Source organism: Sphingomonas sp. (assembly GCF_036269755.1).
In the GTDB taxonomy this organism is placed as follows: Bacteria; Pseudomonadota; Alphaproteobacteria; order Sphingomonadales; family Sphingomonadaceae; genus Sphingomonas.
The window spans coordinates 27,609-40,825 of sequence record NZ_DATBDV010000011.1; the positions used below are offsets into that span (position 1 = coordinate 27,609).

At 66.6% G+C, this 13,217-nt stretch carries 17 protein-coding genes; 12 read left to right on the forward strand and 5 right to left on the reverse strand.

The genetic code is table 11. The features are described from left to right. Window positions 1-8: 8 nt before the first annotated feature. From VH326_RS08560 to flgB, 4 genes are read right to left on the reverse strand one after another with little or no spacing between them, the layout of a single operon-like run. Window positions 9-1,277, reverse strand: a complete 1,269-nt coding sequence (locus VH326_RS08560; RefSeq protein WP_329631396.1) for a flagellar hook protein FlgE — start codon at window positions 1,275-1,277, stop codon at window positions 9-11. Between the two features lie 25 nt (window positions 1,278-1,302). Next, a complete protein-coding gene (locus tag VH326_RS08565) occupies window positions 1,303-1,992 on the reverse strand; it encodes a flagellar hook assembly protein FlgD (protein ID WP_329631397.1) in 690 nt (229 codons plus the stop codon). 5 nt (window positions 1,993-1,997) lie between these two features. Beyond that, window positions 1,998-2,408: a flagellar basal body rod protein FlgC gene (gene flgC / locus VH326_RS08570; RefSeq protein ID WP_329631398.1), complete on the reverse strand. Its 411-nt coding sequence runs from the start codon at window positions 2,406-2,408 to the stop codon at window positions 1,998-2,000. A 2-nt stretch (window positions 2,409-2,410) separates the two neighbouring features. After that, entirely contained in the window at window positions 2,411-2,758 is a 348-nt protein-coding gene (flgB, locus tag VH326_RS08575; protein WP_329631399.1) for a flagellar basal body rod protein FlgB, read from the reverse strand. A gap of 273 nt (window positions 2,759-3,031) precedes the next feature. Between flgB and VH326_RS08580 the strand changes: the two genes are divergently transcribed. The 10 genes from VH326_RS08580 (at window position 3,032) to VH326_RS08625 (ending at window position 10,360) form a co-directional block, all read left to right on the forward strand. After that, entirely contained in the window at window positions 3,032-3,694 is a 663-nt protein-coding gene (locus VH326_RS08580; RefSeq protein ID WP_329631400.1) for a motility protein A, read from the forward strand. Further along, window positions 3,691-4,203 carry a flagellar motor protein MotB gene (locus VH326_RS08585; RefSeq protein ID WP_329631401.1) on the forward strand — a complete coding sequence of 171 codons (513 nt, stop codon included), beginning with the start codon at window positions 3,691-3,693 and terminating at the stop codon, window positions 4,201-4,203. The genes VH326_RS08580 and VH326_RS08585 overlap by 4 nt, the downstream gene beginning before the upstream one ends. Further along, complete coding sequence (locus VH326_RS08590; RefSeq protein ID WP_329631402.1) at window positions 4,200-4,742, forward strand: flagella basal body P-ring formation protein FlgA; 543 nt, start codon at window positions 4,200-4,202, stop codon at window positions 4,740-4,742. The genes VH326_RS08585 and VH326_RS08590 overlap by 4 nt, the downstream gene beginning before the upstream one ends. Window positions 4,743-4,807: 65 nt before the next feature. Then, the gene (flgM, locus tag VH326_RS08595) at window positions 4,808-5,101 is read left to right on the forward strand and encodes a flagellar biosynthesis anti-sigma factor FlgM (RefSeq protein ID WP_329631403.1); all 294 of its coding nucleotides are present in this window, start codon (window positions 4,808-4,810) and stop codon (window positions 5,099-5,101) included. After that, window positions 5,088-5,402: a flagellar protein FlgN gene (locus VH326_RS08600; RefSeq protein WP_329631404.1), complete on the forward strand. Its 315-nt coding sequence runs from the start codon at window positions 5,088-5,090 to the stop codon at window positions 5,400-5,402. The genes flgM and VH326_RS08600 overlap by 14 nt, the downstream gene beginning before the upstream one ends. A gap of 103 nt (window positions 5,403-5,505) precedes the next feature. Next, window positions 5,506-6,459 carry a lytic transglycosylase domain-containing protein gene (locus VH326_RS08605; RefSeq protein WP_329631405.1) on the forward strand — a complete coding sequence of 318 codons (954 nt, stop codon included), beginning with the start codon at window positions 5,506-5,508 and terminating at the stop codon, window positions 6,457-6,459. A gap of 7 nt (window positions 6,460-6,466) precedes the next feature. Next, window positions 6,467-8,542, forward strand: coding sequence for a flagellar biosynthesis protein FlhA (gene flhA, locus VH326_RS08610; protein ID WP_329631406.1), 2,076 nt, complete (start codon window positions 6,467-6,469; stop codon window positions 8,540-8,542). Beyond that, on the forward strand, window positions 8,539-9,279 hold the full coding sequence (locus tag VH326_RS08615) for a sigma-70 family RNA polymerase sigma factor (protein WP_329631407.1): 741 nt from the start codon (window positions 8,539-8,541) through the stop codon (window positions 9,277-9,279). The genes flhA and VH326_RS08615 overlap by 4 nt, the downstream gene beginning before the upstream one ends. A 246-nt stretch (window positions 9,280-9,525) precedes the next feature. Continuing rightward, window positions 9,526-9,882 (forward strand): metalloregulator ArsR/SmtB family transcription factor, encoded by a 357-nt coding sequence (locus tag VH326_RS08620; RefSeq protein WP_329631408.1) that lies wholly within the window; start codon window positions 9,526-9,528, stop codon window positions 9,880-9,882. Continuing rightward, entirely contained in the window at window positions 9,866-10,360 is a 495-nt protein-coding gene (locus tag VH326_RS08625) for an SRPBCC family protein (protein ID WP_329631409.1), read from the forward strand. Before VH326_RS08620 ends, VH326_RS08625 begins: the two co-directional genes overlap by 17 nt. Before the next feature lie 135 nt (window positions 10,361-10,495). Here the strand turns inward: VH326_RS08625 and VH326_RS08630 are convergent, their stop codons facing one another. Then, window positions 10,496-11,314 (reverse strand): flagellin, encoded by an 819-nt coding sequence (locus tag VH326_RS08630; protein ID WP_329631410.1) that lies wholly within the window; start codon window positions 11,312-11,314, stop codon window positions 10,496-10,498. Between the two features lie 276 nt (window positions 11,315-11,590). Here VH326_RS08630 and VH326_RS08635 point away from each other — a divergent pair, with 276 nt between their 5' ends. Together VH326_RS08635 and fliE are read left to right on the forward strand one after the other, a co-directional pair. Next, window positions 11,591-12,859, forward strand: a complete 1,269-nt coding sequence (locus VH326_RS08635) for a sigma-54 interaction domain-containing protein (protein ID WP_329631411.1) — start codon at window positions 11,591-11,593, stop codon at window positions 12,857-12,859. Further along, on the forward strand, window positions 12,856-13,215 hold the full coding sequence (fliE, locus tag VH326_RS08640) for a flagellar hook-basal body complex protein FliE (RefSeq protein WP_329631412.1): 360 nt from the start codon (window positions 12,856-12,858) through the stop codon (window positions 13,213-13,215). Before VH326_RS08635 ends, fliE begins: the two co-directional genes overlap by 4 nt. Window positions 13,216-13,217: the final 2 nt, after the last annotated feature.

The following is a 13,217-nucleotide window of genomic DNA, read 5'->3' on the forward strand; positions in this document are numbered from 1 at the left end:
CGCTTCGATCAGCTGCGGATGTTGAAGATGGTTTCGGAGATCTGGCTCGCGGTATCGAGCGCCTTGGCATTCGCCTGGAAGTTGCGCTGCGCCGCGATCAGATTGACCAGTTCCTCGGTGATATCGACGTTCGACCGTTCGATCGTCGAGGACATCAGATTGCCGAAGCCGTCCATGCCCGCCGAGCCGAGCTGCGGCTCGCCCGACAGGCCGGTCGCCGACCAGGTGGAGTCGCCAAGCTGGCGAAGCCCCGCGGGATCGGTGAACTTGGCCAGCACGACCTTGCCCAGCGCCTGAATATCGCCGTTGGAAAAGCTTGCCTTGACCATGCCGTCGTCGCCGACGGTGACACCCTCGATCTGACCGATCGCGGCGCCGTCCTGCGTGCGTGAAGCGATGTTGAACGGCTGCGCCAGCTGTGCGGTGGCGGCGCCAAAGCTGAACGCCGCGGTCTGCGCTGTGGTCGCGCCCGCGGGCGTGAACGGATCGAACGTCGTCGCGCTGGTCGGCGCGGTCAGCGTGCCGTTCGAATCGAACGTCAGGGTGATGTGGTCCGAACCGCCCGAACTGAGCTTGGTATCGCCGACATAGTTATAGACTTCCCACGTCGAATCGACACCCGCCCCTGTGGAAGCCGCGGTGCGCTTGAAATAGGTCGTCAGCGTCTGCGGGCTGCCGTTGGTGTCGTAGATCGTCGTCGAGGTCGACTGGTTGTAGCTCGTCGGATCGAAGCGATCGAACGTCGCGGTTACGGGGATCGACCCGGTCGACGGAAGGTTGGCGGTCATGTTGATCAGCGAGGTCGGCTTGGCGGTACCGCTGGTCTGCGGCAGCTGGAGCGCCTTGGTCTGGTCGATGCCGGTAGCGACCACCGCGCCCGACCCGTCGACCGGATAGACCTGGAGATAATTGCCCTGCGCGTCGGTGACGAAATGGTCCTGATTGACCGAGAAGCTGCCGTTGCGCGTGAAGTCGACCTTGGCGCCATCGAGCTGCGGCTTGATCGCGAAGAAACCATCGCCCGAAATGGCGAGGTCGAGGCTCGACGACGACTGGATGAGGTTGCCCTGGCCGAATTGCTGGATGTTGCCCTTCACCACGGTGCCCGACCCGGTCATCAGCGTCGGCGACAGGCTGACGCTCGATGCGATGACATCGGCGAAATCGGTGCGGCTCTTTTTGAAGCCGTTGGTCGCGACGTTGGCGAGGTTGTGCGAGATCGTGTTCATCTCGGTCTGCGAGGCCTGAAGACCGGAAAGCGAAGTGTAGAAGGACATGGGTCGTACTCCTTGGGGATTGAGGTCAGCCGATCTGGCGAACGGCGGAAATGTCGATCGCGCCGAGCCCGGCGACGTTGAGGATCGGAGAGCCGGAGGCCGGCATCGAAATCGAGGTGACCGGCGCCCAGACGAGCGCCTGGCTGGTCACCGCGGTGCCGCCGTTGGTCGCGCTGGCGACGACCTTGAACGGCCCGGCCCCGGCAGCGTCGCCGCTGTCGGTGGTGCCGTCCCAGTCGAAGGTCGCGGTCCCCTGCGGCTGCTGGCCGAGGTTGAGCGTCTTCAGGGTCTGGCCGTTGGCGTCCTGGATCGTGACGGTGACGTTGGTCGCGTCGCCGCCCAGTTCGACCGCGCCGGCGATGCCGCCGCTGGTCCGCGCGAACGCAGTGTCGCCGGGGGTCAGCACGGTCTTGCCGACATACGACATCGCGTCGGTGGTCGAGGTGCCGGTCAGCTTGGCGGCGATCGTCTTGAGCGTCGACGCCATGTCGGTGATCCCCGACAGCGACGAGAATTGCGCCATCTGGGCGACCATCTGCGTGTTGTCGACCGGATTGAACGGATCCTGATTCTGCATCTGCGCGGTCATCAGCTTCAGGAAGTCGGCCTGGCCGAGCGTCTGCGACGCGGCGGCGGTCGAAACCGTCGGTGTTGCGGCCGAACCGCTGCGCGCGATGCCGAGATTGGCGAGCGTGGTGTCGAACGTGCTGGTCATCTGAATTATTTCCCGAGCTTGAGCGTGTCGACGATCAGCGACTTGGCGGTCTGCATCACTTCGACGTTGTTTTGATAACCGCGCGCGGTCTCCATCATGTCGACCAGTTCGCGCGTTTCATCGACATTCGATTCCCAGACGTTGCCGTCCTTATCGGCCATCGGATTGGCGGGGTCGTAGCGCTTGGTCGGATCGGCGCCCGCGGTGACGACGCTCTCGACGTCGACCGTGGCCATGCCCGACGCCTTGTCGAAGCTGGTGCGGAACACCGGCTTCATCGTGCGGTACGCGGTCTCGGGCGAGCTCGCGACCGACCCGGCATTGGCGAGGTTGGAAGCGGTCGTGTTCATCCGCACGAGCTGCGCGGACATCGCGCGGCCCGATACCTGGAAGATCGAAAGCGGTCCGTTGGGCATGCTTATTCTCCCCGTAACGCGCGCGTGACTTCGTTGATGCGTCCGTTGAGGAACGCGAGCGTCGTCTGATATTGGACGGCGTTCTCGGCGAAAGCGGTCTGCTCGGTCGACAGGTCGACGGTGTTGCCGTCGAGGCTGGGCTGGAGCGGCACGCGGTACATCGTCGCGCCCGAGATCGCGTTGCCGACGTCGCCGGTCTGCGCGGCGGCCATCGCCTTTTGGAAGTCGATGTCCTTCGCCTTGAACCCGGGGGTCGAGGCGTTGGCGATGTTCGAGGCGAGAATGCCCATGCGCTGGCCGCGCACTTCGAGCGCTGCTGCATGTATCCCGAACAGACTGTTGTCGGCCATCGAGCCGGTTCCCTCGCGTTAATTCCTGCGCGAGAGGTCAGCAAAGGCCGTGCCAATTGCTGTTTGGAGGCGGTTTTACCGGGGGCGGCGGGGGAAAGCGGCAAGGGATTGCCGGTCGGCGGCAAGCGGATTGCCGGTTTTGCCGATGCCAGCGTCGCCCCGGCGGAGGCCGGGGCCGATCTGTCATAGGCGTCGCGCGTGCCGCACAGCGGCCCCGGCCTGCGCCGGGGCGACGAAAGGCGAATTGGCCCGGCGCTTGCAGAGCCCTCGCGCATGATCACGCCCGACGCGCTCGCCCCGTTCATCGACCCCGCCGCCATCGCGATCGTCGCGGGGGGTACGCTTGCCGCGACGCTGCTGCGCACGCCGTTGCGCGACGTCGGGCGCGGGATCGCCGCGCTCGCCGTCCTGCCGCGCCGCAATTTCGACGCCGACCCGTTGATCGATCAGGTTCGCGCGCTCGGCCGCATCGCCAGGCGCCACGGCGTCCACACGCTCGACCGTTCGGTGCTCGCAGACCCCGATGTCGCCGCCGCGATCGCCGAAGTCGTCGACGGCACCACGCCCGCCGAGATTACTCGCTTGCTCGACGAGCGCCGCCGCGCGCGCGTGCTGCGCCACGCCGCCGCCGCCGATATGTGGGCAGGCGCCGCCGAGGTCGCACCCGCAATGGGCATGGTCGGGACCCTGATCGGACTGGTGAAGATGTTCCTGGCGATGGCCGACCCTAGCGCGATCGGCGCGGGGATGGCGGTCGCCTTGCTCGCGACGCTCTACGGCGCGCTTATCGCCAATCTGGTCGCGATACCGGTGGCGGTACGCTTGCGCCGCCGCGCGCGCGCCGAACTCGAAGAGCGGGCGAGGCTCGTCGCCCCGCTTGCCGCTTTGGCCGAAATCGACCGAGCACGTCCCATGATGGCGGTGGTAGCGGCATGAGCGACGATCTGCTCGACCCGCCGCCGGGGCGCCCGCTCTGGCTATGGACGCTCGCCGATCTCGCGCTGCTGCTGGTCGGCTTCTTCGTGCTGATCCAGGCGACCGATCGCCAGGCGCTGGCCAAAGGTTTGCGCGAAGGGTTCGGGGCGACGAAGGTCGACGCGCCCAATCCAGATCCGATCCCGCTCGCGGCCGCTGCGGTCGCTTTCGCGCCCGGCTCGGCAGTACCGCAAGCGCCCGAAATGTTGCTCGACTTCGCGCGTGCCAGCCTCATCGATACGCGCGCGAGCTTGCGCGTGAGCGGCGGAACGGCGGGGGCAGGGGACGTAGACCACGCCACTGGCAGCGCCGATCTGCTCGCGACCGATCGCGCCCGCGCGATAGCCGCCTACCTCATCAACCACGGCGTCGCCGCCGATCGCGTTGCGATCGCGAGCGCCACGACCGGATGCCGCGTGCTCGTCACCGTCAGCTTTACCGGCAATACCGCCCAAAGGACCAAGCCATGATCCGCGCGACTTTCCTGCTCGCAGCGCTCGCCGCCGCCGCCCCGGCGGCGGCGCAGACTTTCCAGAGCACGAGCCTGCTCGACAAGGCGGTCGCCGGGTTCACGGGCCATCCGATCGGCGACGATGGCGGCGCGCGCACGGCGGTCGATACGCGGCTCAAGCTCGCCGCCTGCCCGATGGTGACGCTCAACTGGCGCACGCCCGTCCACGATTCGGTGGTGGTGGCATGCCCCGACCCCGACTGGCGGATCTTCGTGCCGATCCGGATTGCCGCGCCACCCGTAGTTCCAGCGACGGCGCTCGCGGCGTCCGAGGCATCCATTGCGGTGCCCGAAGCCAAGCCCGTGATCGTGATCAAACGCGGCGACCCGGTGTCGGTCGTGGCCGGCGATGCCGGTTTCTCGATCACGCGCGACGGCATCGCGATGAGCGACGCCGCGGCGGGTGCGCGCGTGCTGATCCGGGTCGAGGCCAACAAGCCGCCCATCCAGGCGATCGCGGTCGAGTCGGGCAAAGCCGTGATTCCGGGCGGGGAATAATTTTTTCTAAATCTTTTGAGCAGGCGGTCGTTCGATGATCCGAGTAAGTTGCAAGGTGGACCATGATGGACCCGATCGGACCGAAGGGCTCGACGCCCGACCTCCGCGTCGCTCCCGTCACGAACGTGGCGGCGCCGGCGCCGGTCGCTTTGGTCGCCACTGCTTCGCACGAGACACCGAGGGCGCCGACCCCCGGGCAATTGGCGAGCGCGCTGGCGGCGCAACCGCCGGTCGATGCCGACCGTGTCGCGCGCATCAAGAAAGCCATCGCCGAGGGTACCTTCCCGATCCTGCCCGCAACGATCGCGGACCGCATGCTCGCGCTCAAATACGATTGGATGTCGAATGACCCGGCGTGATGGCCTGATCCGAGTGATCGATTCGCTCCACGCCGAGATCGCGGCGATGAAGGCGAACGACGTCGCCGCGCTCGACCGCGCGACTCGCAAGAAGCTGGTCGCGATCGAGCAACTCGCCGCGATCGGCGGCGGCGCGGCCGAACCCGGCGTGCGCGAGCTCGCCGAAGAAGCGCAGCGCTTGAACGAAACCGCGCGCATCTACGTCAACCTGTTGGCGGCAAACGTCCGCCGCCGGCTGCAAATGCTTGCCGGTGATGCCGGCGGCTACCGCCCCAACGGGCGGGTTGCGGCGTACGCCTAAGCCGTTTTCTGCACATGCACGCCCGTTAACCGCGGCCGTTTACCACATCTGGCACGACCCTTGCTGAACCGATCCCCAATAGGGGCAGTTCACCAAGGGGCCGATGGGCGTCGAAGCAATCTCTGGCAATGTCGGCAATGTCCGCTCGGCGATCGCGCAAGCGAGCCAGGCGACCGGGATCGACTTCGACTATCTGCTTGGGCAAGCGCAGCTCGAAAGCGGACTGAACCCAAGCGCGCGTGCCGGCACCTCGTCGGCGACCGGGCTCTATCAATTCATCGATCAAAGCTGGCTCGGGGTCGTCAAACAGCACGGCGGCGATTACGGCCTCGACTGGGCGTCCAACGCGATCAGCCGCGGCGCCAACGGCCGGCTTAGCGTCGCCGACCCGGCGATGCGCCGCGCGATCCTCGACTTGCGCAACAACCCCGCAGTCTCCGCCTCGATGGCCGCCGCTTCCGCGTCGGACAACAAGTCCGCACTCGAGGGGACGCTCGGCCGCGGCGCGACCGGCACCGACCTCTATATGGCGCACTTCCTCGGGCTGGGCGGCGCGAAGTCGTTCCTGCGCACGATGCAGGTCAATCCGGGCGTGTCGGGCGCGGCGATGTTTCCCGCCGCGGCGCGTGCCAACCGCGGCATCTTCTACGAGGCGTCGGGTAATGCGCGCAGCCTCGGCGACATCTACCAGCGCTTCGCCGCCAAGCTCGACAAGGGCGCGGCGAGCGTCGGCGCGACCGGCCTCGCCTCCGACGCGCTCGGCACCGACCCGGCGATGATTCCCGCGATCGCGCGGGGCGGCGACTTCGCGACCGCCAGGGCCAATTTCGCCGCGCTCGCCGGCATGACCAATCTGGGCGATGCCATCGTCATCACCGGGTCGGGCGAGACCAACCAGAGCGCCGCGGCCTGGGCCAAGGCGGCGCTCGCGCGAGTCAATTCGACCAGCGCCGCCGGCGCCACCGCCAATCCGGCGATCGATTCGACCAACCTGCTCCGTCCGACGCCCGACACCGCGCGGCTGGCGTACATGATGCTCGCAAGCCTGGGGAGCTGACAGTCTAGTGCCGAGTTTTTTGAACAAGTCGTTGGGCGGCAATGCCCGCCAGGCCGCGCTGCCGCTCGCGATCCTGTTGCTCGTCTGCGTCATGGTCGTGCCGATTCCGGCGGCGATGCTCGACATCTTCTTCGTCACCAACATCGCGATCAGCCTCGCGGTGCTGATGGTCGCGCTGAACGCGCAGAAGCCGCTCGATTTTTCGGCTTTCCCGACGGTGCTCCTGTTCGCGACCTTGTTCCGGCTCGGCCTCAACGTCGCCTCGACTCGCGTCGTGCTCGTCCACGGGCATGAGGGCGAGGCAGCGGCGGGCCACGTGATCGAAGCGTTCGGGACGTTCCTGATCGGCGGCGATTACGTCGTCGGGATATTCGTCTTCGCCATCCTGGTGATCATCAATTTGATCGTCGTGACGAAGGGCGCGGGCCGGGTGTCCGAAGTCAGCGCGCGCTTCACGCTCGACGCCTTGCCCGGCAAGCAGATGGCGATCGACGCCGACTTGAACGCCGGGCTGATCACGCCCGAGGAAGCCAAAGCGCGCCGCGTCGAAGTATCCACCGAGGCCGATTTCTACGGGTCGATGGACGGCTCGTCCAAGTTCGTGAAGGGCGACGCGATCGCCGCCTTGCTGATCCTGTTCGCCAACATCATCGGCGGGCTGATCCTCGGGCCGGTGAGCCACGGCATGTCGCTGGGCGACGCCGCGCACAATTACGTGCTGCTCGCGATCGGCGACGCGCTCGTCGCGCAGCTTCCCTCATTGATGCTCTCGATCGCCGCCGCCGCGATCGTCACGCGAGTCACCTCGAGCCACGATCTCGCCGGCCAGATCGGCACCCAGTTCGGCTCGGCCCGCACCTGGACGCCGGTCGCCGCGATCCTCGGCATCCTCGGCGTGTTGCCGGGCATGCCGCACGTCGTCCTGCTGTCGGCCGCAAGCATCGCCGGGTTCACCGCGTGGAAGCTCAACCAGATCGCCAAGCGCCCGCCGTCGCCAGCGCCCGCCGCACCGGCCCCCGATTTGTCGAAGATCGGCTGGGACGAAGTCGCCGACGGCATGCAGATCAACCTCGACATCGGCTACGGCCTGGTGCCGCTGGTCGACGAGCGCCGCGGTGCGCCCTTGATGGGGCGCATCACCGGGGTGCGTCGCCAGCTGTCGAAGGACCTCGGCTTCGTCGTGCCGCAAGTCCGCGTGCGCGACGACATCAACCTTGCCCCGTACACCTACCGCATCGTCGTCGGCGGCGTCGTGGTCGGCGAGGACCAGGCTTCGGCCGACGAAATGCTCGCGCTCAACACCGGGCAGGGCTTCGGCGACTTGCACGGCAAGAAGGCCAAGGACCCGACCTTCGGGCTCGACGCGACGTGGATTCAGCCGGGCGACGCCGATGCCGCGACCGGCCAGGGCTATCTGGTGGTCGATTCCGGGACGGTGATCGCCACCCATCTCAACCATCAATTGGGCAGCAACGCCGCCGACTTGCTCGGCGCCGACGAGGTCCAGGCGTTGCTCGACGGGCTCAAGGAAAAGAGCCCGCAACTGGTCGCGGCGCTGTCGCCCGCGCCGCTGCCGCTGACCACGCTGACTCAGGTGCTCAAGGGCTTGCTCGCCGAGGGCATTCCGTTGAAGGAATTCCGCCGCATCGCCGCCGCGATCGCCAACGCCGCGCAGAAAACCGCCGACGCCGAGGAGATCATCGAGGCGATCCGCCCCGAGCTCGGCGCGCTGATCATTCAGCGGCTGTGCGGCGTGCATGAGCCGTTGCGGGTGATGACGCTCGAAGGGCAGCTCGAAGGATTGCTCGGCCAGGCGGTGCGCGGCGATCCGTCGCGGCGTCACACGATCGAACCCGATCTCGGCCGCCGCATTGTCGACGCGCTACAGCAAGCGGCGCAGCCCTTGGTCGCCGAGGCCAAGCCGTTCGCGCTCGTCGTGCAGCCCGCGATCCGCCTCGCGATCCGCAAGCTGGTCAAGACGTGCCTGCCCGACACGCCGGTCATGAGCTTCTTTGAGGTGCCCGAGGAGAAGGCGGTCGAAGTCGTCGCCGTGATCGGGGCACCGCAGGCGCTCGCGGCATGAGCGCGCTGCCGATGAGAGCTGCGTTCGCGGAAGCCCAACCGCTCGTTTATGGTCGTGCGGGGCCGGATGTCGATGCACTGGTGCGCAAGCATTCGCCGCTCGTTCGCCGCATCGCCTGGCACGTCCATGGCAGCGTGTCGGGCGTGTGCGAGGTCGAGGATCTCGTGCAGACTGGCCTCGTCGCTTTGGTCGAGGCCATCCACGCGTTCGAGGATCGCGGACAGGTCACGTTCGAGCAATATCTCGCAACCCGGCTGCGTGGGAGCATGATCGACCAGCTGCGCCGTCAGGCGACACTGACTCGCGGGGCGATGCGCCGCCGCAAGCAATATCAGGAAACGGTCGCCGCGCTGACCGTCGACCGCGTGCCGCCGAGCGATGCGCAAGTCGCCGACCGCCTCGGCGTCAGCGTCGAGAAGCTGCGCGCCGATTACGTCGGTGCCGAAGCGGTGCGGTTCGATTCACTCGACGACGTTTATACCGATCAGGGGCCATGGTTCATGTCGGACGATCCCGACGCGTTCGAGCAGCTCGCCGAGGCGGACCTGCGCGACAAGCTGATCGCGGCGATCGCGGCGCTCCCCGAGCGCGAGGCGCAAGTGGTCCAGCTTTATTACGTCGAGGAACTCAACCTCGAGGAGATCGGCCAGGTCCTCGGCGTCGGCGCCGCGCGCGTTTGCCAGATCAAGGCCTCGGCACACGCCAGACTCAAAAAGGCGCTCGCCCGCGCGGCATGACGGCCGCGAATGTTCACGAATGTTCGCACCAAGCGATCAATTCGCGGCGGCGAAAATCCACAAAGTTCACGCCCTATGCGCAGTCGCGCGCATGCGGCGGCGTCCGCAAGCGGCAGATATTTCAGGCTGTCAAAGAGCCGTCTGCATCATAGCACGGGGCAAGGGGTGTAGGAAAACTCCAATCTACCGAAGAGAAATGTCGGGACGCTTGCGCTTCCTGCGCGAGCACGCTAGACACTGAACTATATGGTTCACTATTCAAGCCCTCCCCTCGACCTCTCGTTCGCGGCGCTATCCGATGCGACCCGCCGCGGGATCATCGATCAGCTCGGCCGTGCGGACGCGTCGATCACCAGTCTCGCGGACAAGTTCCAGATGACGCTGACCGGCATCAAGAAGCACGTCCAGGTGCTGGAGCGGGCGGGGCTCGTCGTCACGCAGAAGGTCGGGCGGGTGCGAACCTGCAAGCTTGGGACACGCGGCCTCTCGGCGGAGGCGGAATGGATCCAGGCGCACCGCAAGCTGTTCGAGGACCGCTTCGACGCATTGGACGAAATCATCGGCGAAATGAAACAGGAGGAAAGCAATGGATCAGCAAGTTAGCAGTACACAGAACCGCACGTCGATCGAGCGCAGAGGGGATCGCGAACTCGTCGTGACGCGGACGTTCGATGCGCCGCCGAGCATTGTTTTCCGGGCATGGAGCCAAGCCGAGCTGTTCCGGCGCTGGTGGGTGCCCAAATCGGCGCCGGGCGTTTCGCTCGTTTCGTGCGACATGGACGTCCGCACCGGCGGCAAATATCGCCTGGAATTCAGCGCCGGCGGCTCGGACGCGATGGCCTTTTACGGCAAGTATCTCGAAGTGGTGCCGGACGAGCGGATCGTCTGGACCAACGACGAGGGCGAGGAGGGCGCGGTCACGACGGTGACGTTTGAGGAGCAAAGCGGGAAGACGCTGCTGACGTTCCACGAAGCCTATCCGTCCGCGGAGGCGCTCGAGGAAGCCATGCAGGGTTCGGCGGCCGGGCTGCCCGAGCAGCTGGACCAGCTCGACGAACTGCTTTCCGGCATAAGCGAGTAGCGCGAGTCGAGTTGCGTCGTGTTGGCATGAGAAAACCCCGGCGGTCTCGCGACCACCGGGGTTTCCATTGTCGGCTCCGGCACCCCTATTGAAGGGGGGCAGGATGCCGGAGCCGTACCTCCGGCTGCTCGTGGATTACTGGAGCAGCTTGAGAACGGACTGAGCGCTCTGATTGGCCTGGGCCAGCATCGCGGTCGATGCCTGGGCCAGGATCTGAGCCTTCGCCAGGTTGGTCGATTCGGCCGAGAAATCGGCGTCTTCGATGCCGCTGCGCGCCTGGCTCAGGTTGGTGACGTTGTCGGACAGGTTGTTCACCGTCGACTGCAGCTGGCTCTGCGCCGCGCCGAACCCGGCACGCGCCGTGTTCACCGTGGTGATCGCCGTGTCGATCGTGTCGAGCGCGTCCGAGGCGTCGTCCTGTGCCGAAATGTCAACGCCGGTCGCATCCGACAGATCGATCTGAGCGAACGACACCGTCACGGTGTCGGCCGCGCTCGAACCGGTCTGAATCGTCACGTCGCCCGAGCTGCCGGCGTCGCCGGTGAACAGGTTGACCTTGTTGAACTGCGTGTTGTCGAGGATGTTGGTGATCTGCGTGGTCAGCGCGGTGACTTCGACCTGCATGTTGGTGCGGTCATCGTCGCTGTACGTGCCCGAAGCCGACTGAACGGCCAGCTCGCGCATACGCTGCAGCATGTTGGTGACTTCGTTGAGCGCGCCGTCGGCGGTCTGCGCCATCGACATGCCGTCGTTGGCGTTGCGGATCGCCTGGTTCATGCCGCGGATCTGCGAGGTCATCGAAGAAGCGACGGCGATGCCGGCGGCATCGTCCTTCGCCGAGTTGATGCGCTTGCCGGTCGACAGGCGCTCCATCGCCGTGTTGAGCGCGCTGTTGGCGCTCATCGACGCATTCGCGGCGCGCAGCGCGCCGACATTGGTTCCAATTACGGTCATTGGTCGTCTCCATTTGCCCTGACGCTCCCGTTGCCCCCCAAGGGGAACCGAGCCGTCACAACAGGAAAACGACCGGTTCGGTGCGCGATTAAGTATTTTTATTCGCCATGATGTTTTGGGGAGCCGGCAGGGCGGCAAAGGCAGCGGGTCGCCTGTTTCCGCTCGCGTACGTCCGCGCGCGCGCGTCCTTGCCGGAAATATTTTGCCGCCCCGGCAACATGCTTAACCGGTCGTTTACCTTGTTGCCCCATTTCCCTCTTCACCAAGGGGGAATTCATGCGTTCGATCTTTCCGTCAGCCGCGATGCTTCGTCAGAAATATGCGTTGATCTCGTCGCTCAAGGCGCAGGGGTTGACCGTCGCCGACGACGGCGCGCGGCCGGGGCCGAACGACACTTTCCTGGTCACCGAAGGCGAGGCCGTGCCGATCGCTGCCCGGACGCTGGTGGTGGCCGACCAAGGCTGCGGCTTTTCGCGTGGGGCCGCGAACGCGCCGGCGCGGATCGCGTTCGGCGCCGCCGACGCGGCGATCGGCAACGCCTTCACGCATGCCTATGTCGCTGGCGCCGACGCGGCGACCGCCGCCGATCCCGAGAGCCTCGCCTTGTTCGCGCTCGCCGAGCGCGTCGCCGGCGCCGACATCACCGTGCTGATCAACGGTCCGACCGGAACCGGCAAGGAAGTCCTGGCGCGTACGATCCATCGCGCCAGCCCGCGCGCCGACAAGCCGTTCGTCGCGATCAATTGCGCGGCACTTCCCGAGACGATGCTCGAAGCGATGCTGTTCGGCCACCAGAAGGGCGCGTTCACCGGCGCGAGCGGCGCCGGCGACGGGTTCTTCCGCGCGGCCGATGGCGGCACCCTGCTGCTCGACGAGATCGCCGAAATGCCGCTGGCGCTCCAGGCCAAGCTGCTCCGCGTGCTCCAGGAGCGCGAAGTGATCCCGATCGGCGCGACCCAGGCGATTTCGGTCGACGTTCGCATCATCGCTTGCGCCAACCGCGACCTCGCCGAGGAAGTCGCCGCCGGCCGCTTCCGCGCCGACCTCTATTACCGCCTGTCGGTGTTCCCGCTTGCGACGCGTCCGCTGGCGGAGCGGCCCCAGGACATTCCGGCGCTGACGGCCGCGATGATCCTGCGCCACGCCGGCACCCGCGCGTCGATCCCCTGGCCCGATCATAGCGCGATCGACATGCTGATGGCGCACGATTGGCCGGGGAACGTCCGCGAGCTCGAGAACGTCATCCAGCGTGCGATGCTGTTCGCCGCCGGCGATGCCATTTCCGCTAGCCATATCGTGTTCGATCGCCGCGCCGGGCCGCAAGCCGACGCCCCGCCGGCGCGCTCGGCATCCGGCGACACACTCGCGAACGTCGTCCAGTTCAGCGAATTCCATGCGATCCGCGAAACGCTCGCCGCGTGCGGCGGCAGCCGGATCGAAACCGCGCGGCGGCTCGGCATTTCAGAGCGCACGCTCCGCTATCGCCTCGCCAAGGCGCGCGAACAGGGTGAGGATATCACCCGCAGCACGAGGATGTCGGCATGAGCGGCATTGGCGGAATCGACGGCGCGATGGGCGTCGACCGGGTGATGGCGCTGCGTGCGCAGATCCTCGAACGCAACCAGGCGCTGGCGCGAGTCAACGCCCAGGGCGCCGCGTCCGCGCCGCAAGCGACCGGCCCGGCGAGCTTCGCGGACTCGCTGTCGAATGCGCTTCAGGGCGTCAACGAGAGCCAGAACGCCGCCGCCGACATCTCCGCTTCGTACGAGCGCGGCGACACGATCGACATCGCCAAGGTGATGCTCGCCCGCCAGCAGGCGTCGGTGAGCTTCGAGGCGACGTTGCAAGTCAGGAACAAACTGCTGTCCGCCTACAAGGACATCATGAGCATGCCGGTGTAATC